The sequence below is a fragment of the Microbacterium sp. Yaish 1 genome (assembly GCF_002245215.1).
In the GTDB taxonomy this organism is placed as follows: Bacteria; Actinomycetota; Actinomycetes; order Actinomycetales; family Microbacteriaceae; genus Microbacterium.
Map to the genome: position 1 here is coordinate 388,541 of NZ_NPMR01000001.1, position 21,015 is coordinate 409,555.

Below are 21,015 nucleotides of genomic sequence, written 5' to 3' on the forward strand. Positions count from 1 at the left end.
GCGGGAGCGGGAGGTCAGTCGTCGGCGAGAGCAGCCAGCCGGGCCTCTTCGTCGGCGGCGATGCAGCTGTCGATGACGGGTCCGAGGGCGCCGTCCATCACCTGATCGAGGTTGTAGGCCTTGTATCCCGTCCGGTGGTCGGCGATGCGGTTCTCGGGGAAGTTGTACGTCCGGATGCGCTCCGACCGGTCCATCCCCCGGATCTGCGAGCGGCGGGCGTCGGATGCCGCGGCATCCCGCTCCTCCTGCTGCTTCGCCAGCAGCCGGGCGCGGAGCACGCGCATGCCGGCCTCGCGGTTCTGCAGCTGACTCTTCTCGTTCTGCATCGAGACGACGATGCCCGTCGGCACGTGCGTGATCCGCACGGCGGAGTCGGTCGTGTTGACCGACTGCCCGCCCGGGCCCGACGAACGGAAGACGTCGATCTTCAGGTCGTTCGGGTCGATCGTGATCTCCTCGGGCTCGTCGACCTCGGGAAAGACGAGCACGCCCGTCGTCGAGGTGTGGATGCGCCCCTGCGACTCGGTGGCCGGCACACGCTGCACGCGGTGCACCCCGCCCTCGTACTTCAGGTGCGCCCACACCCCCTGCGACGGGTCGGAGGACGAGCCCTTGATGGCGACCTGGACGTCCTTGTACCCGCCGAGGTCGGACTCGTTGCGTTCGAGCAGCTCGGTCTTCCATCCGCGCGAGGCGGCGTACTGCATGTACATCCGCAGCAGGTCGGCGGCGAACAGAGCGGATTCCGCTCCCCCCTCGCCCTGCTTGATCTCCATGATGACGTCGCGGGCGTCGTCGGGATCGCGCGGGATGAGCAGGCGGCGGAGCCGCTCCTGCGCCTCGCGCAGCCCCTCCTCGAGGGCCGGCACCTCCGCGGCGAACGCGTCGTCCTCACGAGCGAGCTCACGAGCCGCCGCGAGGTCGTCGGATGCCGCGACCCACGCATCGTGGGCCGCGACGATCCGCGACAGCTCGGCGTAGCGCCGGTTCACGCGCTTGGCGCGCGCGGCATCGGCGTGCACCGCGGGATCGGAGAGCTCCTCCTGAACCGCGCGGTGCTCGTCGAGCAGCCCTCGGACCGACTCGAACACGATCAGCGGATGCTGTTGTCGTGCCCGCCCGAGTGCGTGGTCGGCGCCGGGATCGACTTCTGCATCTGAACGAGGAACTCGACGTTGGACTGCGTCTCCTTGAGCTTGTCGAGGATGACGCCGAGCGCGTGCTGCTGGTCGAGCCCGGCGAGGGCACGGCGCAGCTTCCACGTGATCTTGACCTCGTCGGACGAGAGCAGCATCTCTTCGCGACGCGTCGACGAGGCGTTGACGTCGACGGCGGGGAAGATGCGCTTGTCGGCCAGCTGACGCGACAGACGCAGCTCGCTGTTGCCCGTGCCCTTGAACTCCTCGAAGATGACCTCGTCCATCTTGGAACCGGTCTCCACCAGCGCCGTCGCGAGGATCGTCAACGAACCGCCGTTCTCGATGTTGCGCGCCGCGCCGAAGAAGCGCTTGGGCGGGTACAGCGCCGACGCGTCGACGCCGCCCGTCAGGACGCGGCCCGACGTCGGAGCCGACAGGTTGTACGCGCGGCCGAGGCGCGTGATCGAGTCGAGCAGCACGACGACGTCGCGGCCGAGCTCGACGAGACGCTTGGCGCGCTCGATCGCGAGCTCGGCGACCGTGGTGTGGTCCTCGGCGGGACGGTCGAATGTCGAGGCGATGACCTCGCCCTTGACCGTGCGCTGCATGTCGGTGACCTCTTCGGGACGCTCGTCGACGAGCACGACCATGAGGTGGACCTCGGGGTTGTTCTGCGCGATCGCGCCGGCGATCTGCTGCAGCACGATCGTCTTGCCGGCCTTGGGCGGCGCGACGATGAGACCGCGCTGGCCCTTGCCGATCGGGGCCACGAGGTCGATGATCCGCTGAGTCAGCTTCTCGGGGCCGGTCTCGAGGCGCAGGCGCTCCTGCGGGTACAGGGGCGTCAGCTTGCCGAACTCGACGCGGCCGGCGGCGTCCTCGACGGAGAGGCCGTTGATCGAGTCGACCTTGACGAGTGCGTTGTACTTCTGCCGGCTCGACTGCTCGCCCTCGCGGGGCTGCTTGATCGCGCCGACGACGGCGTCGCCCTTGCGCAGGTTGTACTTCTTGACCTGGCCGAGCGAGACGTAGACGTCCTGCGGGCCGGGCAGGTAGCCCGTCGTGCGGACGAAGGCGTAGTTGTCGAGGACGTCAAGCACACCGGCGATCGGGATGAGGACGTCGTCCTCGCTGATCTCGGTCTCGAACTCGTCGCCGCCCCCGCCCTGGCCGCGCCGCTTGTTGCGCTGGCGGCCACGGCCGCTCTGGCCCGGGGCGTCGTCGTCGTCCGGACCGTTGTTGCCGCCCTGGTTCTGGCCGGCGCCCTGGTTCTGGTTGCCGCCCTGGTTCTGGCCGGCCTGGCCCTGGTTGCCCTGCGCGTTGTCCTTGTTGCGGTTGCGGTTGCGGCTGCGCGACCGGCTCCGCGAACGACCGGACGACTCGCCGTCGCCCTCTCCGGACTCGGACTTCGACGAGTCATCGGAGGATGCGTCGGCGTCCGGCGCCTGCTCGGCGGGCGTCTCGGTAGCGGCTTCTGCGGCCGGAGCGTGGGCGGATTCGGCCGGCGCGTCGGTGCTCGGGGCAGCCTCGGCCTCCGCGTCCTTCTTCGCGTTGCGGCCGCGGCCGCGGCCACGCGCCGGCTTCTTCGGCGCCTCGGGGGTCTCCGCGTCGGCAGCGGCCTCGGCGGCATCGGTGGCCGGAGCAGTCTCATCGGCCGTCGACGCGGCCTCCGCCGAGACGATGTCCGCGGCGGGTGCAGCCGTGTCGGACGCAGCCTCGGGGGCGGCGGTCTCTGCGGACGCGTCGGTCGCGACGGCGGGCACCTCGTCGGTTGCGGGGACATCGGTGCTCTTGGCACGACGGGGCGCGCGCTTGCGCGGCGCCTTCGCCGGCTTCTCGGCGGGCTCCGCCGGCGCAGCAGCCTCGGCGGTCTCGGCGGGGGCGTCCTCCACCGGGGCGGCAGTCTCGGCTGCGGGAAGGTCCGACGCATCGGATGCCGCGACCTCGGCGGGCGTCTCCTCGGCCGGGGCAGCCTCCTCAGCGGGCGTCTCGGCGACGGCATCCTGCTGCTCGGCCGCTTCCTCGGTCGGCGCGTCGACGGTCTCGTCGATCGTCAGGTTCTCGGAGTTGGACTCCACGAGTGCTCCTCTTAAACGGTGGATATGTCAGAACCGCGTCCAGCGCCGTCCACGGCGGGCGCCATCCACCTGCCACACGCGTCCGGCCGACGGCACGGGGTATGGATCAGGGGTGTTCGCGGTGATTCGCAGAATTGCGACGGAGGCTCAGATCACAAAGGTGTGGAACCCTCCGTATGGTCCCTCACCATACCACCGCGCACATCGACTGCCAGCATCCGCGCGTCCCATGGGGTGTCTGTGGTATATGCGGCGACCTCGGCGGCGGCGAGGCGCTGCCCCGGCCCGTCGGCCAGCACGAGGACGCTCGGGCCCGCGCCCGACACGACCGCCGCGAACCCCTCGGCGCGCAGCGCCCGCACGAGCTTGTCGGTCTCGACCATCGCCTGCGCCCGGTAGGACTGGTGGAGCTTGTCCTCGGTGGCGGCCAGCAGCAGATCGGGGCTCTGCGTGAGGGCCGCGACGAGCAGCGCCGAGCGCGAGAGGTTGAAGATCGCGTCTTCTCGGGTGACCTGCAGCGGGTCGAACCCGCGCGCCACCGACGTCGACATCGTGAAGTCCGGCACGAACACCAGCGGCGCGACGCCGCGGTGGACGAGGAGCTTCTTGTGCTGCGGGCCGTGCTCGTCGACCCACGCGATCGTGAGGCCGCCGAACAGGGCCGGCGCGACGTTGTCGGGGTGCCCCTCGAGCTCGGTGGCCAGGCGCAGCAGCGCATCGGCGCCGATCTCGACGTCACCCGCGAGAAGGCCCTTGGCCGCGAGGAGGCCGGACACGACCGCAGCGCCCGACGAGCCCATCCCCCGCCCGTGCGGGATCGCGTTGACCGCTTCGAGGCGCACGCCGGGCATCGTCCGCCCGAACGCCTCGTAGGCGTAGGCCATCGCCCGCACGACGAGGTGCGAGGCGTCGGTCGGGACGTCGGCGGCGCCCTCACCCGTGACGGTGATCTCCAGGCCCGGCCCCGGCAGTTCCGTGACGATGAGCTCGTCGTAGACGCTGAGCGCGAGACCCAGAGTGTCGAAGCCGGGGCCGAGGTTGGCGCTGGTCGCGGGAACCCGCACCTGAACTGACCGGGTCATGGCGTCGCCTCCGGTACGAGATCGAGCACGGACGCCACCTCGGAGGTGGTCGCGTCGACGACGACCGGCTCGGCCTGACTGCCGTCCGCGTTGCGGAGAGCCCACTGCGGGTCCTTCAGGCCGTGACCGGTGACGGTCAGCACGACCGTCGAGCCGGCCGGGATGACGCCCGCTTCGGCCCGGTCGAGCAGGCCGGCGACGGTGATCGCGGACGCGGGTTCGACGAACACGCCGGCCGTGCTCGCGAGAAGCTTCTGCGCCGCGAGGATGCGCTGGTCGTCGATGGCGCCGAACCAGCCCTGGGTCGCATCGCGTGCCTCGAGGGCGAGATGCCACGACGCGGGGTTGCCGATGCGGATCGCCGTCGCGATGGTGTCGGGGTCCTTCACGACCTCGCCACGGACGAGCGGCGCCGATCCGGCGGCCTGGAAGCCGAACATCCGCGGGACGCGCGTCGCTGCCCCGCGGGCGGCCTCCTCGCGATACCCGCGGGCGTGGGCCGTGTAGTTGCCGGCGTTGCCGACGGGCACGAAGTGGAAGTCCGGCGCGTCACCCAGCTGCGACACGATCTCGTACGCCGCGGTCTTCTGCCCGTCGATGCGATCGGGATTGACCGAGTTGACGAGATGCACGGGGTAGTGGTCGGCCAGTTCACGGGCGATCTCGAGACAGTCGTCGAAGTTGCCGCGGATCTGGATGAGCCTGCCACCGTGGGCGACCGCCTGACTCAGCTTGCCCATCGCGATCTTGCCCTCGGGGACGAGGACGGCAGCCGTGATGCCGGCGTGGGCGGCGTAGGCCGCCGCAGACGCCGACGTGTTGCCGGTCGAGGCGCAGATGACAGCCTTCGCGCCGTGCTCGACGGCACGCGAGAGCGCGACCGTCATGCCGCGGTCCTTGAACGAACCCGTCGGGTTCATCCCCTCGAACTTCACCCAGACGTCGGCGCCGGTGCGGTGCGAGAGCTCGCGAGCGGGGACGAGCGGCGTGCCGCCCTCCCCCAGGGTGACGACTGTCGAGGCGTCGGTGACGTCGAGACGGTCGGCGAACTCGCGCAGGACTCCCTGCCACACGTGCGCCATGTCAGTCCCCCTCCACGCGCAGCACCGAGACGACGCGCTTGACGACGCCGCTCTCGCCGAGCGAGGCGACGGCGTCGCTGAGGTCCTGCTCGCGGGCGGTGTGGGTGCCGATGACCAGGCGGGCGGTCTGGACGTCGCCGTCGGCGACGATCGTCTGCTCGAGCGTCGCCACCGAGACGTTGCCGTCGCTGAGCAGCCCGGCCACCGCGGCGAGGACGCCGGAGCGGTCGTCGACCTCGAGCGTGATCTGGTAGCGCGTCGTGACGTGTCCGATCGGGACGACCGGCAGGTTCGCCCGCGTGGACTCCCCCACGCCCACGCCGCCGGCGATGTGGCGGCGGGCGGCCGAGACGACGTCGCCCAGCACGGCCGACGCGGTCTGCACGCCGCCCGCGCCGGCGCCGTAGAACATGAGGTCGCCGGCGGCCTCCGCCTGTACGAAGACGGCATTGTTGGCTCCGTGGACACTCGCGAGCGGATGCTCGCGCGGGACGAGCGCGGGGTACACACGCACCGAGATCGTCTCGCCGGACGGCGACACCTCGGCGTCGGCGAGACGCTCGCACACGGCGAGGAGCTTGATGACGTAGCCGGCCTTGCGTGCGGCATCCATCATGTCGGCGTCGATCTGGGTGATGCCCTCGCGGTGCACGGCGTTCAGCGGCACGGCGGTGTGGAAAGCGAGCGAGGCCAGGATCGCGGCCTTCTGGGCAGCGTCGTACCCCTCGACGTCGGCCGTCGGGTCGGCCTCGGCGTACCCGAGCGCCTGCGCGTCGGCCAAGACGTCGGCGAAATCCGACCCCTCGCGGTCCATGCGGTCGAGGATGTAGTTCGTCGTGCCGTTGACGATCCCCATGATGCGCTGCACCCGGTCGCCGGCGAGCGAGTCGCGCAGCGGACGGATGATCGGGATGGCGCCGGCCGCGGCCGCTTCGTAGTAGATCGACGCGCCGACCTGGTCGGCCGCTTCGAAGAGCTCGGGACCATGGGTGGCCAGCAGCGCCTTGTTCGCCGTCACGATGTCGGCTCCGGCGCCGATCGCCTGGAGGATGCTCGTGCGCGCGGGCTCGATGCCGCCCATGAGCTCGATGACGATGTCGGAGCCGACCAGGAGCGGCTCCGGGTCGGTCGTCAGCAGCTCGCGGGGCAGGTCGACGTCTCGCGGCGCGTCGATGTCGCGCACCGAGATGCCCACGAGGTCGAGGGCGGCTCCGGCGCGATCGGCCAGTTCGTCTCCGTGCTTGAGCAACAGGGCGGCGACCTGCGAGCCGACGGCGCCGGCTCCGAGCAGGGCCACGCGCAGGCGGCGATAGTCCGTCATTCGGCTCCTTCTGTGGGGATGCCCGCGTCGCGGGCGAGCAGGTCATCGATCGTCTCGCCGCGGACGATCACCCGGGCGACGCCGTCCGAGACGGCGACGACGGGCGGGCGGGGGACGTAGTTGTAATTGCTGGCGAGCGAGTAGCAGTAGGCACCCGTCGCCGGGACGGCCAGCAGATCGCCCGGGGTGACGTCGGCGGGCAGGTATTCGGCATCGACGACGATGTCTCCCGACTCGCAGTGCCGCCCCACGACACGCGAGAGCGCGGCGGGCGCGTCGCTGCGGCGGTTCGCGACCCGCGCCGAGTACGCCGCGCCATAGAGCGCGGGCCGCGCGTTGTCGCTCATGCCGCCGTCGACGCTGACGTAGAGGCGCTCGAGCTCGTCGCTGACGCGGACGGGCTTGGTGGTGCCGACCTCGTACAGGGTCACCCCGGCGCGGCCGACGATGGCGCGACCGGGCTCGAAGGCGAGCGTCGGCAGCGGGATGCCGTGGACCTCGCATTCCCGCGCGACGGCCGCGACGATGCCGTCGGCCAGCTCTTCGATCGGAGTGGGGTCGTCGGCGCTCGTATACGCGATGCCGAAACCGCCGCCGAGGTTCAGCACCGGCACGTCGCCGCCACCGAGAAGGCGGGCATGAACGGCCACGAGCCGCGACGCCGACTCGGCGAAGCCCGCGGTGCCGAAGATCTGCGATCCGATGTGGCAGTGCAGCCCGAGGAACCGGAGCGAGGGGAGCTCGCGGACGCGAGCGACCACGGCCTCGGCATCCGCCAGAGCGAAGCCGAACTTCTGGTCTTCGTGGGCCGTCGCGAGGAAGTCGTGGGTCTCGGCGTGCACGCCGCTGTTGACCCGGACGAGCACCGGCTGCACCGCCCCGCGGGCGGCCGCGATCTCGGCTAGCCGATCGATCTCGATGAGGCTGTCGACGATGACGGAGCCGACCCCCAGCTCGACGGCACGCGCCAGCTCGAGCCGCGACTTGTTGTTGCCGTGCAGCCCGATGCGCGACGGATCCGCTCCGGCCGCCAGCGCGACGGCGAGCTCACCGCCGGTGGCGACGTCGACCGCGAGCCCCTCCGCCGTCACCCAGCGGACGATCTCGGTGCTCAGGAACGCCTTTCCGGCGTAGTACACGCGCGCAGTCGTGCCGTGACGTGCGGCGGCGTCGTCGAACGCCTGACGCACGCGGCGCGCCTGCGCGACGACGGCATCCTGATCGACCACGTAGAGAGGCGTGCCGAATCGCTCGGCCAAGTCGGTCGCCGCGATACCGCCGATCGACAGCGCGCCGCTGTCGTCGCGCCCGGCGCGGGGCGGCCAGACGGCCTCGACCAGTGCGTTGACGTCGGCGGGAGGAAGCAGCCATTCCGGCACGGCAGGGCGGACGTCGGACGCGGACACGGGAACACCAATCGGGAGAGACGCTGACCGTCCGGCAGACGAGGCCGCGACGGTGCCGCCAGTCTAGGACACCGGCCGCGCGGGGCTCGTCCGTGTGACCGCCGACGGCGACGGCTCCCGGACGGCGAGCCCCGTCACGACGACGGAAGGTCGTTCTCCCCCGCGAGCCGCGAGACCGCCCGGCGGATACGCGCCGCCCGCGCAGCATCCGACGGCGCGCTCAGGACAGGATGCAGGACGGAGTACCGCTCGGCGGCGCGGAGCGCTGCGAACCGGCGGGATGCCGCGGGCGAGGCCGCCAGCGCCGCCTCGAGGTCGGCCGGCACCGCGGCCCGGGCCTGGCCGGCGTAAGCGCGTTCCCAGCGCCCGTCGGCCTGCGCACGCTCGACCTCCATCCGGCCGCGGGGACGCATGCGACCCTCCGCGACCAGCCGCTCGATGATCCCCACATTGCGGAGCGACTAGATCGAACGGGCGCGGCGCGGCGTGAAGAGCTGCAGGAAAGTGGCCTCATCGCGGGAGTTGCGCCGCCCGTCGATCCAGCCGCTGCAGAGCGCCTCGTCGAGCGCCTCGGCGTACGTCAGCGACGTCGGGTCCGTCACGTTCTTCTTGGCGAGAACCAGCCGCACGCCGTCGGAGTCGGACTCGTGGACATCGAGCCAGGCACGCCACGCGGCCGCATCCGAGACGACGAGAAGAGGCGGACCGGCGGCATCCGCTGTCATGAGCACTCCACGCTTGTAGCCTGGCGCAGGAGGCGACCATGGGCAATGACACCGATGATGCAGCGGGACTCGATGAGCGCATCGGTGCGCTGAAGGAACGCATCTACGCCACCGTGACCGGACTGGCGATCCTCGCGGGGCTCTTCACCGCCGAGCACGTCACGGTCACCGAGTCGATCTTCGCCCTCGCGGTCGGCATCTTCGCGATCGCCGCCGCCGGCTTCGTCGCCGAGGTCATCGCCCATCAGATCGGGCATCGCCAGTTTCCGAGCGGACCAGAGCTGGCGGTCATGGCGCGGACGGCCGTGGTCGCCCTCGGAACCGCGTCGCTCCCCCTGCTCGCACTGGTGTTCGCTCTGCTCGACCTCATCGACCTCGACACGGCGCTGATCATCGGGATCATCGCCGACGCGGCGGTGCTGGTCGGTGTCGTGCTGCTCGCCAGCGCGCGCACGGGTCTGAGCGCGCTGCAGCGTCTTGTCGCATCCGCGCTGCTGCTCGGGCTGGTCGCCGTGGTCGCCGTCGCGCTGCTCCTCGCCCACGGCCACTGAGCGCGATGAGGCGGCCGGCTCAGGCGCAGGTGCCGTCGGCCTGAAGCGCCGGGTCGCGGATGATCGCTCCGTCCACGTCGACCTCGGCGACCAGAGCGCCGCGTTCGACGCGCACCTCGCGCAGCGTCAGCCCGGCGGGAAGACGATCGCGGATGCAGATCGGGTAGTCGCGCAGCACGCCGTCGGCGGCCGAGCCGAACCGCTGGCGGAGATCGTCGCCGGTCAGCTCAGCGCCGCCGAGCCGCACGGCGGCGGGCGTGAGAACGATGTCACCGTCCACGGCGCTCGGCGTCAGGTCGAGACCGAGCGGAACCGAGAGCGCGAACAGCGGCATCTCGACCTCCACCGTCACGTTCGGCGGATCGAGCTCGCCCCCCGCGCCCGAGACTCCGGAGACCTGCGAGAGCAGCGTTTCGAGCTGGTCCTCCGCGAACACCACGGTCGCCTCCGCCGACCCGATGTCGCCCCCGTCGGCTCGGATCGGAACATCGGTCGCGCGCACCGACACGTCGGCCAGGACGTCACCGAGCGGGATGCCGTCGCTCGAAACGTCGAGGCGATCGAGCCGACCTCCGATGACCTGGGGCAGCACCGGCTCATCGAAACCGACATCGATCTGCTGGTCTTCGGGCAGTGCGAGGCGGGTGATGATCTGCTCGCGCACGGTGTTCGTGAGGATGCTGCGCGTGATGCTCTCGGCGACGAACCACGCGGCGATCGCGAGGCCGACGACCACGACGAGAGCGATGATCCACGGCAGCGCCCGCCGCCGTCGCTTCGGCGGCACGGCGACAGCCTCGGGCAGCGGGAGAGTGGGCTGCGTGGCACCGCTCACGTCGGTCACATCCGTTCGGGGGCGCTGACGCCCAGCAGGTCGAGCCCATTGCGCAGCACCTGTCCGGTGGCGTCGTTGAGCCAGAGGCGGGTGCGGTGGAGGTCGGTGACCTCCTCGTCGCCGAGCGGCGTGACCCGGCAGGTGTCGTACCAGCGGTGGTAGAGGCTCGCGAGCTCCTCGAGGTACCGGGCGACGCGGTGCGGCTCGCGCAATTCGGCGGCGAAGGCCACGATGCGCGGGAACTCCTGGAGCGCGCCGAGGAGGGCCGACTCGGTCTCGTGGTCGAGCAGCTCCGGGGCGAACGCGTCGCGGGTGACGCCGGAGTCGGCGGCGTTGCGCGCGACGTTGTGCGTGCGGGCGTGCGCGTACTGCACGTAGAACACGGGGTTGTCGTTCGTGCGCTTCTGCAGGATCTCGGGATCGAGGGTCAGCGGCGAGTCGGCGGGGTAACGCGCGAGCGAGTAGCGCAGCGCGTCGGTGCCGAGCCAGTCGCGCAGGTCGTCGAGCTCGATGATATTGCCCGCACGCTTGGACAGGCGCGCACCGTTGACCGAGACGAGTTGGCCGATCAGCACCTCGATGTCCTTCTCGGGGTCGTCGCCGGCCGCGCCCGCGAGGGCCTTCAGACGGTGGACGTAGCCGTGGTGATCGGCGCCCAGCAGGTAGATCTTGTGCGCGAAACCGCGGTCGCCCTTGTTGAGGTAGTAGGCGGCGTCGGCGGCGAAGTAGGTGTACTCGCCGTTGGAACGGCGGATGACGCGGTCTTTGTCGTCACCGAAGTCGGTCGTCCGCACCCACACGGCGTCGTCCTGATCGAAGACGTGCCCCTGCGCCCGCAGGCGGTCGACGGCCTGGTCGACGAGACTCGGTCCGCCGTCGGCGGGGGTCGCGTGCAGCAGCCGCTCGCTGAAGAACACGTCGAAGTGCACGTTGAACTTCTCGAGCGAGTCCTTGAGGTCGGCCATCTGGAGCTCGTAGCCGAGGTCGAGCGCGACCTGCTCCTGCTCCTCGGGCGCGAGGGTCAGCAGATCGGGGCGCGCCGACAGCACGCGCTGCGCGAGGTCGTCGATGTAGGCGCCCGGGTAGCCGTCTTCGGGCGTGGGCTCTCCCTTGGCGCTCGCGAGCACCGAACGGCCGAACCGCTGCATCTGCGCGCCCGCGTCGTTGATGTAGAACTCGCGGACGAGCTCGGCCCCACTGGCGAGCAGGAGACGGGCGATCGCGTCGCCGAGCGCTGCCCACCGCGTGTGTCCGATGTGCATGGGCCCCGTCGGGTTCGCGCTGACGAACTCCAGGTTGATCGAGTTGCCGGCCTGGCTGTCATTGCGGCCGAACGCGGCCCCGGCCTCGACGATCTCTCGTGCGAGCGCGCCGGCGGCGGCGGCATCCAGGCGGATGTTGATGAACCCGGGACCGGCGACCTCGACGGATGCCACACCCGGCGTCTCGGCGAGCGCCGCCGCGATCTCGGCAGCGAACTCACGCGGGTTCGTGCCGACGCGCTTGGCCAGCTTCATCGCCGCGTTGGACGCCCAATCGCCGTGGTCGCGGTTCTTGGGACGCTCGAAGACGAAGTCGGCGGCGGTGAGGCCATCGCTCGAGCCGGGGCGTCGCGCCTCGGCGAGCGGGGCGACGACGGACAGGAGGGCTTCGGCGAGAGCATCGGGATTCATAGCCCTCCGATTCTAGGCGGGCGGCCGCGGGCCCGATGCTGAACGTCTCGGCGACGGCATCACGCGAGGGTGATGAACGCCGCGTGATCGTCTCGGGCGGGATCGTCGACGGTCGCGTCTCCCCCGGCGACCTCGGCATCGACGCGCAGATGCGTGAGCGCGACGTTGCCGCCGTAGTAGCTGAGGAACGCGCAGTCGGCGGCATCCCGGCCGGTCGCGATCCGGACGAGACCGCGGCGGTTCGACAGCCGGGTCGCGTCGATGACGTGCCAGGCCCCGTCGACATACGCCTCGGCGACCGCGTGGAAATCCATCGGGCGCAGCCCCGGTGCGTAGCAGGCGGCATAGCGCGCGGGAACGTCCATCGCGCGCAGCAGCGCGATGACGAGGTGGGCGTAGTCGCGGCACACCCCCTGTCCGGTCGCGAGGGTCGTGACCGCGGAGTCGGTGCCGAGGCTGAGGCCGGGGGCGTAGGCCGTGTTCGTGGCCACGAAGTCGCTGATCGCCGAGACCAGTTCGCGCCCCTGCAGGCCGCGGAACTGCCGGCGCGCGTGCGCGAACACCTCGTCGGACTGCGCATAGCGGCTCGGTCGCAGGTACGCGATGGTCTCGAGCTCGCTGGTCGGCGCTGGGGCGGCGGTGCCGTCGACGACCGCCCGGTAGCGGATCGCGATCGTCCCCGCCTCGCCCGCGACCCGGTGGATGCGGGTGCCCGCGGGAGACGCCGGCGGGTCGACGATCTCGGAGACGGAGAGCGAGCGGCCGGCGAGCGTGATGCCCAGTTCTTCGTTGCGGAAAGACGCCGTGCGCGACGCGGCGATCTGCAGGATGACGTCGACGGGACCGGTCAGCTGGAGGTCGAGTTCGGCCGTCAGGATGCGCTGCACCGGGTAATCCTCGCACGCAGCGAAGCGCCGTCGGGCCGCTCCCGGCGGTGATCGGATCGGCCGCGATGAGAGGCTCGGGGTCGGCCATGAAACGAGGAGCCCTCATGTCGAAGACCGTCACCCTCATCCGCGCGTCATCCCTGTCGGATGCCGCTGAGTACGCGTACGCCGCCACCGCCCCCGCGGACGCGCGCCTCATCTTCCTCGCCGGTTCCTGCCCGCTCGCCACCGACGGGTCGACGGTCGGCGTCGGCGACTACGCCGCCCAGGCGGCATCCTGCATCGAGAACATGAGAGGGGCGCTCGCCGCTGCCGGCGCGGGGATCGAGAACGTCATCAGCACCCGCGTGCTCGTCGCCTCGAGCTCGCAGGCCGACCTCGTCACGGCTTGGGAGGTCGTGCGCGACGCCTTCGGCGACCACGACGTGCCCAGTACCTTGATGGGTGTGACGGTGCTCGGCTACGACGACCAGCTGGTCGAGATCGAGGCGGTCGCCGCCGTCCGCGACTGAGGGGTCAGGCCTCGGGCCGCGCGGTCCGCAGGACCATGCTCATCCCCGTGCGCGCCGGGGCGACGTCGGTGAACCCGCGCGACTCGTACAGACGGCGCCCGGGCGGATCAGCGGTGAGCGTGATGTAAGCGCCCTCGTCCGCACGGTCACGGATCTCGGCGAGCAGCTCGTCGAGGATGAGCGACCCGAAGCCGTTGCCCTGGTGCGCCGGAAGGGTGGCCATGTCTGCCACGAGGAAGTACCACCCGCCGTCGCCGACGATGCGCCCCATCGCGACGCTCCGGCCGTCGGCGTCCGCGACGCGTCGGAACGCCCACGTGCCCGCGATCGCAGCCGCAGCCTGCGCCGGCGTCTTGGGCGACAGCCCGCTCTCGGCGCGCAGAGCGACGTAATCCGCCACGCTCGGAGGCGTGGTGTGCAGCGTGTAACCGGGGGGAAGCGGGCGATCGGGAGTCACCCGTCCTTCCTACCCGATCGGATGACGTACCCTCAGCGTGTGCGAACCCGAAACGCCCGTCCCCGCCGCAGAAGCGTGTGGGCCGTCTCGGCGATCTCGGCCGCCGTGGTCGCGCTGGCGCTGACGGCGTTCCTGCGCCCCTGGGCGGCGCCCACGGCGGCGCCGGTGGCAGCCGCCCCCGGCACGGTCGCCAGGATCGAGGCGGCGCCGCTCGCGCTTCCCACGGATGCGCGCGTTCTGATCTTCGGCGACTCGTGGACGTACGGCTCCGCGGCATCCGATCCGACGCTCGGGTACGCGTATGTCGTCGCTCAGCGAACGGGGTGGACGACGATCGTCGACGGCGTTCGCGGCAGCGGCTACCTCAAGCCGGGCATCGACGGGCCCTCGTTCGGTGACCGAATCGCCGCGCTCGACCCCGCGCTCGATCCCGACCTCGTGATCGTTCAGGGGTCGATCAACGACCGCAGGCAAGGTGCGGCCGGGTACCGCGACGCTGTGAACGCGGCGTGGGACGACCTCGCGGCGACCTACCCCGAAGCGCGCATCGTCGTACTCGGTCCGGCGCCGCAGGTGCTTCCCGTGGAGAGCGAGACGGCCCGCATCGACCGGGATCTCGCCGAGCTCGCCGGCGCCCGGGGCTGGTGGTACCTGTCCCCCATCGCCGAGGACTGGATCACCGAGGCCAACTACAGCGACGTCATCGACACGAGCGCCACGGGCCGCGACCACCCCTCGACGGCGGGGCACGCCTATCTCGCCGATCGCCTCGCGGCCGACGTCGCGGCGATCACCGAAGCACCGGTGGTCGCCGCCGAGCCCGCCCCCGAGCCGCTCGTCCCCTGAGCCGCTGGCCTACGAAGGCCCAGCGCTGAGGTGCTCGTGCACCAGGCGCCAGCCCGAGCCGGTGCGGTGGAAGACGTTGGTCGCCCGACCGCGACCGCTTCGGGCTTGTCCGTCGATGTGTCCGCTCCACCGGTACGTGTAGACGGCCACCGCTGCGTCGGCGGCATCCACGACCCACTCGACGTCCTCCGCCCCGTAGACCTCATCGGGAATGAGCGCCCATGTCCGCTCGAAGTAGGTGCGGACCGCCGCGAGGCCGACGCAGGTGGCATCGCCGAAGTAGTACACCGCGCTCGGGTCGAGCACCTGTTCGACCTCGTCGAAGTCGTGGGTGTTGGTTGCGGCGATATAGCGCGCCAGTGTCTCGGATGCGGTCATGGGCGGGTCCTTTCGTTCATCGCAGCGGCAGGGCCGACGACGGCGCTCATGCTCCACACCGGTGGCGCGTCCGACGGTTCGACCCGCGAGACGACCGAGAAGCCGTGTCGTTCGTAGAGCCGGACGTTGCGCTCGTCCGACGTGTCGAGCGCGAATCGGCTGGCGCCCCGTCGTGCGCCCTCCGCGAGCGCGAACCGGATGAGGTCGGATGCGAGACCGCGCCCCTGACGGGCGGGCACGACGCCGACCGTCTCGATCCGCCACGAGTCCGGCTCGCCCGGCTCAGAAGTGGCGTCATCGAGCCGCCCGAGCCGGTCGCCGTGCAACTGCACGATGCGGTCGACGACGCCCGGCGCCGGCTCGGGCGCATCCGGCGGGAGCACGGCGATCACTCCGTCAGCGGGGCCCGTGATCCCGACGAAGCCGTGGGCGTGCGCGTGCCGCAGGTAGACGAGCTGCAGCTCACGGAGCCGCCACGCGTAGTCATCGTCGGGGATGACATGGCGTGTCCACGGGTAGTGCTCGAACGCTGCCGCGAGCGCATCGGCCGCGGCATCCAGTTCGTTCTCGGCGGCGAGACGAGTGCGAGGTGTCATGCGGGTGCGTCCTTGGGGTGCTTGTGGTCGGATGCCGGCGCAGTCGGCGTCTCCGACCCGGATTCCACGATCGCCTGCAGCGTCGCCAGGTGACGGGCGAACGCTTCGCGACCGGCATCCGTGATGCCGACCCACGTCCGCGTCCGCCTGCCCACGGCTTCTTTCCGCACCTCGATGAGCCCCGCGTCGGCCAGCACGGTGAGCGTCTGCGACAGGGTCGAGTCGCTCACCTCGAGCAGGTCGGCGAGGAAGCGGAAGTCGACGTCCTCGAGATTGCGGAGAGCAGCAAGAAGCGAGAACCGGACGGGCGAGTGGATGAGGGCGTCGATGTCCTTGCGCGGATGACTCATCGGCGTGAGCTCGGGAAGAGGCAGGCGAGGATCGGAGAGATCGACACGACTCCCGCGAGAACCCACCACCACGGCGACGAGAGCTGCAGCAGTTGGAGCGCCGGGTCGAGCATCAGCGTGTACAGCGCGAACCACGTCGCGACCGCGATGCCCATGTTCCGCAGTCCGTTACGGGGCACCGACCGCTGATAGCGGAATGCGATGGTCCAGATGCAGAGCGTGGCGAGGAGGAAGGGCGCGAAGGCCTTCCAGTAGCCGACGCCGGCGACGTCGATCGACAGGGTGAACGCGAGCGCGTACGCGGCCTGCGCCACGACGAAGACCCGGAACCAGCGCGTCGCGCGACGCGCATCCTTCTCAGCCTTCGTCCCGACGGCGACCATGCGGGCTGCGTCATCGTATGCGAAGTTGTTTTGCGTCATGCAAAGACTTTAACACTTGTAAAGTGAGCGTCGCCACCTCTCCCACGGTCGTTCCGGTCGCCGCCACGGTGATAGTCTCGATCGGCACGCCTCCGTAGCTCAGGGGATAGAGCGTTGGTTTCCGGTACCAAAGGTCGCAGGTTCGATTCCTGTCGGGGGCACCAGTAAACAGAAGGGCAGTCGAAGACTCGGCTGCCCTTCTGCGTACCCAGAGGTGCGCCCGACGCGTCTTTCGCACGGGCGTTACGCTCGGGGTGTGGGCGGAGGGGTACCGTGCGACTGAAGTTGATTGTCCGTGATCAGCAGGGGGACCGTGACGTCGTCGTCACGTGCGACGCGACGGCGACGGTGGGAGATGTCGCCGCCGCCCTCGCGGGCCAGACGGACGGCCAGCGTCGGTCTCAGCCGCTGACGCTTTGGGCCCATGCACCCGGCGCCCCGGACGCTCAGACGCTGAACCCGCTGTTGTCGCTGCACGATTCGGGGCTGCGTTCGGGAACGAGCGTCGCGCTCGTCGAGCCGCGCACCGCGCCGCCGTCCGAAGCCGACGCGCGGGCCACGCTCGCCGTCACCGACGGGCCAGACGCCGGCCTGACGGTTCGCCTCGGCTCGGGCGTGAGCTTCGTCGGACGTGATCGCGCCGCTCACGTGCGACTGCGCGATCCACTCGTGTCGCGACGGCATGCGAGCGTGACCGTGTCGGGGAGATCCGTCGTCGTCTCGGATCTCAACTCCGCCAACGGTGTGGAAGTCGACGGCGAACGCGTCGACCGTGCCGTCCTGCTGCACCGGTCACAGGTGCGCATCGGTTCGACGAGGTTCCGCGTCGATCCGGTGTCCACGGCGAGCGGAGCCGAAGCGACGCGAGAGTTCTCGCGATCCCCCCGCGTGGTGGAGCCCTGGCGACCACCCGAATTCGAAGCTCCCACGCTGCCCTCGGTCGGCGAGCGTCCCCCGTTGCCGTGGATCGGCATCGCGGCACCGATCATCGCGGGCGCCGCCTTGTTCGCCATCACCCAGAATCCGCTGATGCTGCTGTTCATCGCCCTGTCTCCGATCCTCATGCTCGGCATGTGGGTGGATCAGGTGTTCCGACGCCGGAAGCAGAAGAAGGAACAGCGTGCCCGATTCCGCACCGGCCTCGCGTCGCTCGAAACCGACCTCAGCGGGCAGGCGGCAGCGGAGCATGCCGCACGATTGGCCGAGTCTCCGTCGGTGAGCGACATCGCCGAGGCGGTCTCGACCCGGTCGCCTCTCGTCTGGACGCGCGTCCCCGAGCACGGCGCCTTCCTCTCCGTGCGCTTCGGGCGCGGAACCCTGCCGTCGCGGGTATCGGTCACGATGCCCTCGCGCGATCTCGGCGCGACCGACGAGTGGCACGAGCTCAAGCTGGTCGTCGACCGCTTCGCGAATCTCGAGGGTGTGCCGGTGGCCGAGCGATTCCGGGATGCGGGAGCCATCGGCGTGGCCGGCCCCGACCAGTTCGCCGGCGATGCCGCGCGGGCGCTCCTGCTGCAGATCGCCGGCCTTCACTCCCCCGCGGATGTCGCGGTGTGCGCATTCGCCGCGGGAGACGCCGCCGCGGAATGGTCGTGGGTGAAGTGGCTCCCCCATACCGATGGCCCGCACAATCCGCTTCCCACTCCGCTCGCCGCCGACCTCCCCGCCAGCACGCGACTGCTCTCCGACCTCGAGGAGCTGATCCAGCAGCGCACACTTGCCCGAGGCGGAACCTCGCAGGTGCGCTCGCACATCTCGGCGGAGACCCCGGGCGCACCGGGGTTGTGGGAGCCGGTGGAGCGCGAACCGCTGACACCCGCGGTGGTGGTCTTCATCGCCGGCGACCCGGCGGTCGACCGGGGGCGGCTCGTGCAGGTCGCGCACGACGGACCGGATGTCGGCGTCTATACGGTGTGGCTGGCCGGCGACGTGAGCCATCTGCCGGTGGTGTGCCGCACCTACATCGCTGCGCGCGCCGCTCAGGCCACCGTGTCGTTCGTGCGTCACGGCGCGGAGGTCGCCCTGACGCATATCGAGCTGGTCGATCCCCCACAGGCGGAACGGGTGGCTCGCGCTCTCGCACCGCTCGAGGATGACGGCGCGCCGGTGCTGGACGAATCCGATCTCCCCTCCGCCGTGTCGCTCGTGGAGCTCTTCGACGACGACATCGCGGGCGATCCCCATGCCGTCGCAGGGCGGTGGGACAAGAACGACTCGCTCATGGCTCGCTGGGTTCCTGGCCTCCCGCGCGAGGCCGGCGGGTTGGGAGCGCTCGTCGGCCAGGGCGCGACCGCGCCGCTGCGTATCGACCTGCGTCGCGATGGCCCCCATGCTCTCGTGGGTGGCACGACCGGCTCGGGAAAGTCCGAGTTCTTGCAGACGTGGATCCTGGGGATGGCCGTCGAGCACTCGCCGGATCGCCTGACCTTCCTCCTCGTCGATTACAAGGGGGGTTCGGCATTCGGCGACTGCGTCTCCCTTCCGCATACGGTCGGACTGGTCACCGACCTGACGCCTCACCTGGTCAAACGCGCCTTGATCAGCCTGCGCTCCGAGCTGAAGCGCCGCGAGGAGATCCTCGCGGCCAAGGGCGCGAAAGACCTCGTCACGCTGGAGGAGCGCGGCGACCACGACGCACCTCCATCCCTCGTGATCGTCATCGACGAATTCGCCGCACTGGTGACGGAGGTGCCGGAATTCGTCGACGGGGTGATCGACATCGCACAGCGAGGACGCTCGCTCGGTCTTCACCTCGTGATGGCGACCCAACGGCCGGCCGGCGTCATCAAAGAGTCACTGCGCGCCAACACGAATCTCCGTGTCGCCCTGCGCGTGGCGGACGAAGCCGATTCGCAGGACGTGCTCGGCATCGACCGCGCCGCGCACTTCGACCCCGGCACCCCCGGACGCGCCGCGGCGAAGCTCGGCGCCGGACGGGTCATCGACTTCCAGACCGCGTACGTCGGGGGACGCGCCGACCACCGGGATGCCGCAGAGGTGGAGATCCGTGATCTTCCCTTCGCCCCCGCCGCCGCCTGGCCACGACCGGCGGCAGCCGCGGCACCGACATCCGGGGAACGCGACATCGAGCGGCTCGCGGCATCGATCGGCGCCGCATCCGCCCAGCTCGCGATCGCGGCTCCACGCCGTCCCTGGCTGGACGCGCTTCCCGACGCCGTCGACCTCGCCGACCTCCGCGCGTCGGGCGACGGGCTCGCCATCGGGATGCAGGACGAGCCCGAGCATCAGACCCAGACGCCGTTCGTCGTCGACCTGGATGCCGTCGGCAACCTCGTGGTGTTCGGCACCGGCGGCGTCGGCAAGACGACGTTGCTGCGCACCCTCACCATCGCCGCGAGCGTGGGACGCGCCCCCGCGTGGGTCTACGCGATCGACTCCGTCGGAGACGCACTGTCGAGCCTGTCGGCGCTGCCCAATGTGGGCGCGGTGATCGCACTCTCCGACGCCGAACGCGTCACTCGACTGTTGACCCAGCTCCAGGAGTGGGTGAACGAGCGGTCGCGCCTGTTCGCCGCGGCGAATGCGGCCACCCTCTCGGCGTACAACAGCACCGCGGCGAATCCGCTCCCCCGCATCATCGTGCTCATCGACGGAATGGCCGCATTCCGTTCGGAGTACGAGTTCCGCGACGCCGGGCGGCTGTTCGACGGCTTCACCGGCCTCCTCACGAACGGACGGCAGGTCGGCATCCATTTCGTCCTCACCGCAGACCGCCAAGCGGCCATCCCGCAGTCGATCCTCACCTCGCTGCAGGAGCGCATCGTGCTCCGTCTGGCCGCCGATGTCGAATACGACCTGATGGGGGTGCCCCGCGACGCTCTCACCGACGCCCCGGCGGGGCGCGGATACGCGCGCGGGCGGGAGGTTCAGATCGCCACACCCGGCGGAACGGCCGACCTCGCCGCGCACACGCAGGCGCTGACCGACCTGGCGCGAGAGATCACCACGACAGCCACGCCGGTCCGCCGACTCGATGAGACCATCCCCTGGGCGAGCCTTCCGGCAACGGTGGACGGGAGCCCCACTCTCGGAGTCGCGGATGACACCCTCGAGCCGGTCGGCATCACCGACGGCCTGTTCGTCGTCTCGGGTCCGTTCCAGTCGGGTCGCACCACGGCGATGCGAACCATCATCCATGCCGTCACCGCGACGAGCCCGCCACTGCCCGCCTACCTCCTCAGTGCACGCCCGGGCGACCTCGCACACGCGACCGCATGGACCGCAGCGGGGACGGATGTCGACGACGCCGACGACCTCGCGAACCGACTCGCGATGGATCTGCAATCCGGCGCCCTGCCCGAAGCGCTGATCGTCATCGAGAGCAGCCCCGAGTTCGAGGCGACCGCGGCGGAAGGCTCGATCGCTCGTCTGCTGAAAACGGCGCGCCGCGCGCCCGGCATCCGCGTCGTCGTCGAAACGGATACCGTGACCGCGGGGGCGGCATGGCAGATCTTCACCGAGCTGAAGACCGCTCGAGGCGGCATCGTGCTGCAGCCGGAGGAGACCGACGGCGCGGGTATCTTCCGAGTGCCATTCCCCCGATCCACGCGCGCCGAGTTCCCCGTCGGCCGCGGGTTCCTCGTCACTTCCGGGAGAGTCCGCCGCTTTCACGTCGCGCTTCCTCCTCGGTGACACCAAAAGCGCCAGCATTGAC

At 70.7% G+C, this 21,015-nt stretch carries 20 protein-coding genes and 1 tRNA gene; 5 read left to right on the plus strand and 16 right to left on the minus strand.

Going from position 1 to position 21,015, the window contains the following annotated elements:
- Positions 1 to 14: 14 nt before the first annotated feature.
- The 8 genes from prfA to CI089_RS16695 form a co-directional block, all read right to left on the minus strand.
- Positions 15 to 1,091 (minus strand): peptide chain release factor 1, encoded by a 1,077-nt coding sequence (gene prfA / locus CI089_RS01955; RefSeq protein ID WP_023955219.1) that lies wholly within the window; start codon positions 1,089 to 1,091, stop codon positions 15 to 17.
- A 2-nt stretch (positions 1,092 to 1,093) separates the two neighbouring features.
- Positions 1,094 to 3,217 carry a transcription termination factor Rho gene (gene rho / locus CI089_RS01960; protein ID WP_094260023.1) on the minus strand — a complete coding sequence of 708 codons (2,124 nt, stop codon included), beginning with the start codon at positions 3,215 to 3,217 and terminating at the stop codon, positions 1,094 to 1,096.
- A gap of 152 nt (positions 3,218 to 3,369) precedes the next feature.
- Positions 3,370 to 4,299: a homoserine kinase gene (gene thrB / locus CI089_RS01965; RefSeq protein ID WP_094260024.1), complete on the minus strand. Its 930-nt coding sequence runs from the start codon at positions 4,297 to 4,299 to the stop codon at positions 3,370 to 3,372.
- Positions 4,296 to 5,381, minus strand: a complete 1,086-nt coding sequence (gene thrC, locus CI089_RS01970) for a threonine synthase (protein ID WP_094260025.1) — start codon at positions 5,379 to 5,381, stop codon at positions 4,296 to 4,298. The genes thrB and thrC overlap by 4 nt, the downstream gene beginning before the upstream one ends.
- Before the next feature lies 1 nt (position 5,382).
- Positions 5,383 to 6,702 (minus strand): homoserine dehydrogenase, encoded by a 1,320-nt coding sequence (locus CI089_RS01975; RefSeq protein ID WP_094260026.1) that lies wholly within the window; start codon positions 6,700 to 6,702, stop codon positions 5,383 to 5,385.
- Positions 6,699 to 8,108 (minus strand): diaminopimelate decarboxylase, encoded by a 1,410-nt coding sequence (lysA, locus tag CI089_RS01980; protein ID WP_094260027.1) that lies wholly within the window; start codon positions 8,106 to 8,108, stop codon positions 6,699 to 6,701. The genes CI089_RS01975 and lysA overlap by 4 nt, the downstream gene beginning before the upstream one ends.
- Positions 8,109 to 8,242: 134 nt before the next feature.
- Positions 8,243 to 8,521: a YdeI/OmpD-associated family protein gene (locus CI089_RS16690; RefSeq protein ID WP_306426956.1), complete on the minus strand. Its 279-nt coding sequence runs from the start codon at positions 8,519 to 8,521 to the stop codon at positions 8,243 to 8,245.
- A 48-nt stretch (positions 8,522 to 8,569) separates the two neighbouring features.
- On the minus strand, positions 8,570 to 8,833 hold the full coding sequence (locus CI089_RS16695; protein ID WP_306426957.1) for a YdeI/OmpD-associated family protein: 264 nt from the start codon (positions 8,831 to 8,833) through the stop codon (positions 8,570 to 8,572).
- 38 nt (positions 8,834 to 8,871) lie between these two features.
- Here CI089_RS16695 and CI089_RS01990 point away from each other — a divergent pair, with 38 nt between their 5' ends.
- Positions 8,872 to 9,384, plus strand: a complete 513-nt coding sequence (locus CI089_RS01990; RefSeq protein ID WP_094260028.1) for a hypothetical protein — start codon at positions 8,872 to 8,874, stop codon at positions 9,382 to 9,384.
- Positions 9,385 to 9,403: 19 nt separating this feature from the next.
- Here the strand turns inward: CI089_RS01990 and CI089_RS01995 are convergent, their stop codons facing one another.
- Genes CI089_RS01995 through CI089_RS02005 form a run of 3 tightly spaced genes read right to left on the minus strand, consistent with a single transcriptional unit; the run spans position 9,404 to position 12,779 of the window.
- On the minus strand, positions 9,404 to 10,219 hold the full coding sequence (locus CI089_RS01995; protein ID WP_094261196.1) for an LmeA family phospholipid-binding protein: 816 nt from the start codon (positions 10,217 to 10,219) through the stop codon (positions 9,404 to 9,406).
- A 5-nt stretch (positions 10,220 to 10,224) separates the two neighbouring features.
- Positions 10,225 to 11,892, minus strand: coding sequence for an arginine--tRNA ligase (locus tag CI089_RS02000; RefSeq protein ID WP_094260029.1), 1,668 nt, complete (start codon positions 11,890 to 11,892; stop codon positions 10,225 to 10,227).
- 59 nt (positions 11,893 to 11,951) lie between these two features.
- The gene (locus CI089_RS02005; RefSeq protein WP_094260030.1) at positions 11,952 to 12,779 is read right to left on the minus strand and encodes a transglutaminase-like domain-containing protein; all 828 of its coding nucleotides are present in this window, start codon (positions 12,777 to 12,779) and stop codon (positions 11,952 to 11,954) included.
- Between the two features lie 104 nt (positions 12,780 to 12,883).
- Between CI089_RS02005 and CI089_RS02010 the strand changes: the two genes are divergently transcribed.
- The gene (locus tag CI089_RS02010; RefSeq protein ID WP_094260031.1) at positions 12,884 to 13,291 is read left to right on the plus strand and encodes a RidA family protein; all 408 of its coding nucleotides are present in this window, start codon (positions 12,884 to 12,886) and stop codon (positions 13,289 to 13,291) included.
- Positions 13,292 to 13,295: 4 nt separating this feature from the next.
- Here CI089_RS02010 and CI089_RS02015 read toward each other — a convergent pair whose 3' ends face one another.
- Positions 13,296 to 13,748 (minus strand): GNAT family N-acetyltransferase, encoded by a 453-nt coding sequence (locus tag CI089_RS02015; RefSeq protein WP_094260032.1) that lies wholly within the window; start codon positions 13,746 to 13,748, stop codon positions 13,296 to 13,298.
- 39 nt (positions 13,749 to 13,787) lie between these two features.
- On the opposite strand from CI089_RS02015, the gene CI089_RS02020 reads away from it, so the two are divergent.
- Positions 13,788 to 14,594 carry an SGNH/GDSL hydrolase family protein gene (locus tag CI089_RS02020; protein WP_256977374.1) on the plus strand — a complete coding sequence of 269 codons (807 nt, stop codon included), beginning with the start codon at positions 13,788 to 13,790 and terminating at the stop codon, positions 14,592 to 14,594.
- Between the two features lie 9 nt (positions 14,595 to 14,603).
- On the opposite strand, the gene CI089_RS02025 is transcribed toward CI089_RS02020, so the two are convergent.
- The 4 genes from CI089_RS02025 to CI089_RS02040 are packed head-to-tail and all read right to left on the minus strand — an operon-like array spanning position 14,604 to position 16,340.
- Positions 14,604 to 14,972 (minus strand): YybH family protein, encoded by a 369-nt coding sequence (locus tag CI089_RS02025; protein ID WP_094260034.1) that lies wholly within the window; start codon positions 14,970 to 14,972, stop codon positions 14,604 to 14,606.
- On the minus strand, positions 14,969 to 15,568 hold the full coding sequence (locus tag CI089_RS02030) for a GNAT family N-acetyltransferase (protein WP_094260035.1): 600 nt from the start codon (positions 15,566 to 15,568) through the stop codon (positions 14,969 to 14,971). The genes CI089_RS02025 and CI089_RS02030 overlap by 4 nt, the downstream gene beginning before the upstream one ends.
- Complete coding sequence (locus CI089_RS02035) at positions 15,565 to 15,918, minus strand: transcriptional regulator (protein ID WP_094260036.1); 354 nt, start codon at positions 15,916 to 15,918, stop codon at positions 15,565 to 15,567. Before CI089_RS02035 ends, CI089_RS02030 begins: the two co-directional genes overlap by 4 nt.
- Positions 15,915 to 16,340 carry a hypothetical protein gene (locus CI089_RS02040; protein WP_094260037.1) on the minus strand — a complete coding sequence of 142 codons (426 nt, stop codon included), beginning with the start codon at positions 16,338 to 16,340 and terminating at the stop codon, positions 15,915 to 15,917. Before CI089_RS02040 ends, CI089_RS02035 begins: the two co-directional genes overlap by 4 nt.
- 88 nt (positions 16,341 to 16,428) lie before the next feature.
- Here CI089_RS02040 and CI089_RS02045 point away from each other — a divergent pair.
- Positions 16,429 to 16,504, plus strand: a tRNA-Arg gene (locus CI089_RS02045).
- Between the two features lie 121 nt (positions 16,505 to 16,625).
- Positions 16,626 to 20,993 carry an FtsK/SpoIIIE domain-containing protein gene (locus CI089_RS02050; RefSeq protein WP_179223201.1) on the plus strand — a complete coding sequence of 1,456 codons (4,368 nt, stop codon included), beginning with the start codon at positions 16,626 to 16,628 and terminating at the stop codon, positions 20,991 to 20,993.
- The last annotated feature ends 22 nt before the right edge of the window (positions 20,994 to 21,015 follow it).

Coding starts and splice junctions, on each gene's coding strand:
- CI089_RS02000 (WP_094260029.1), bottom strand. CDS start 11,892: ATGAATCCCGATGCTCTCGCCGAAGCCCTCCTGTCCGTCGTCGCCCCG.
- CI089_RS02035 (WP_094260036.1), bottom strand. CDS start 15,918: ATGAGTCATCCGCGCAAGGACATCGACGCCCTCATCCACTCGCCCGTC.
- CI089_RS02030 (WP_094260035.1), bottom strand. CDS start 15,568: ATGACACCTCGCACTCGTCTCGCCGCCGAGAACGAACTGGATGCCGCG.
- CI089_RS02040 (WP_094260037.1), bottom strand. CDS start 16,340: ATGACGCAAAACAACTTCGCATACGATGACGCAGCCCGCATGGTCGCC.
- CI089_RS01990 (WP_094260028.1), top strand. CDS start 8,872: ATGGGCAATGACACCGATGATGCAGCGGGACTCGATGAGCGCATCGGT.
- CI089_RS16695 (WP_306426957.1), bottom strand. CDS start 8,833: ATGACAGCGGATGCCGCCGGTCCGCCTCTTCTCGTCGTCTCGGATGCG.
- CI089_RS16690 (WP_306426956.1), bottom strand. CDS start 8,521: ATGCGTCCCCGCGGCCGGATGGAGGTCGAGCGTGCGCAGGCCGACGGG.
- CI089_RS02025 (WP_094260034.1), bottom strand. CDS start 14,972: ATGACCGCATCCGAGACACTGGCGCGCTATATCGCCGCAACCAACACC.
- CI089_RS01975 (WP_094260026.1), bottom strand. CDS start 6,702: ATGACGGACTATCGCCGCCTGCGCGTGGCCCTGCTCGGAGCCGGCGCC.
- thrC (WP_094260025.1), bottom strand. CDS start 5,381: ATGGCGCACGTGTGGCAGGGAGTCCTGCGCGAGTTCGCCGACCGTCTC.
- CI089_RS02010 (WP_094260031.1), top strand. CDS start 12,884: ATGTCGAAGACCGTCACCCTCATCCGCGCGTCATCCCTGTCGGATGCC.
- thrB (WP_094260024.1), bottom strand. CDS start 4,299: ATGACCCGGTCAGTTCAGGTGCGGGTTCCCGCGACCAGCGCCAACCTC.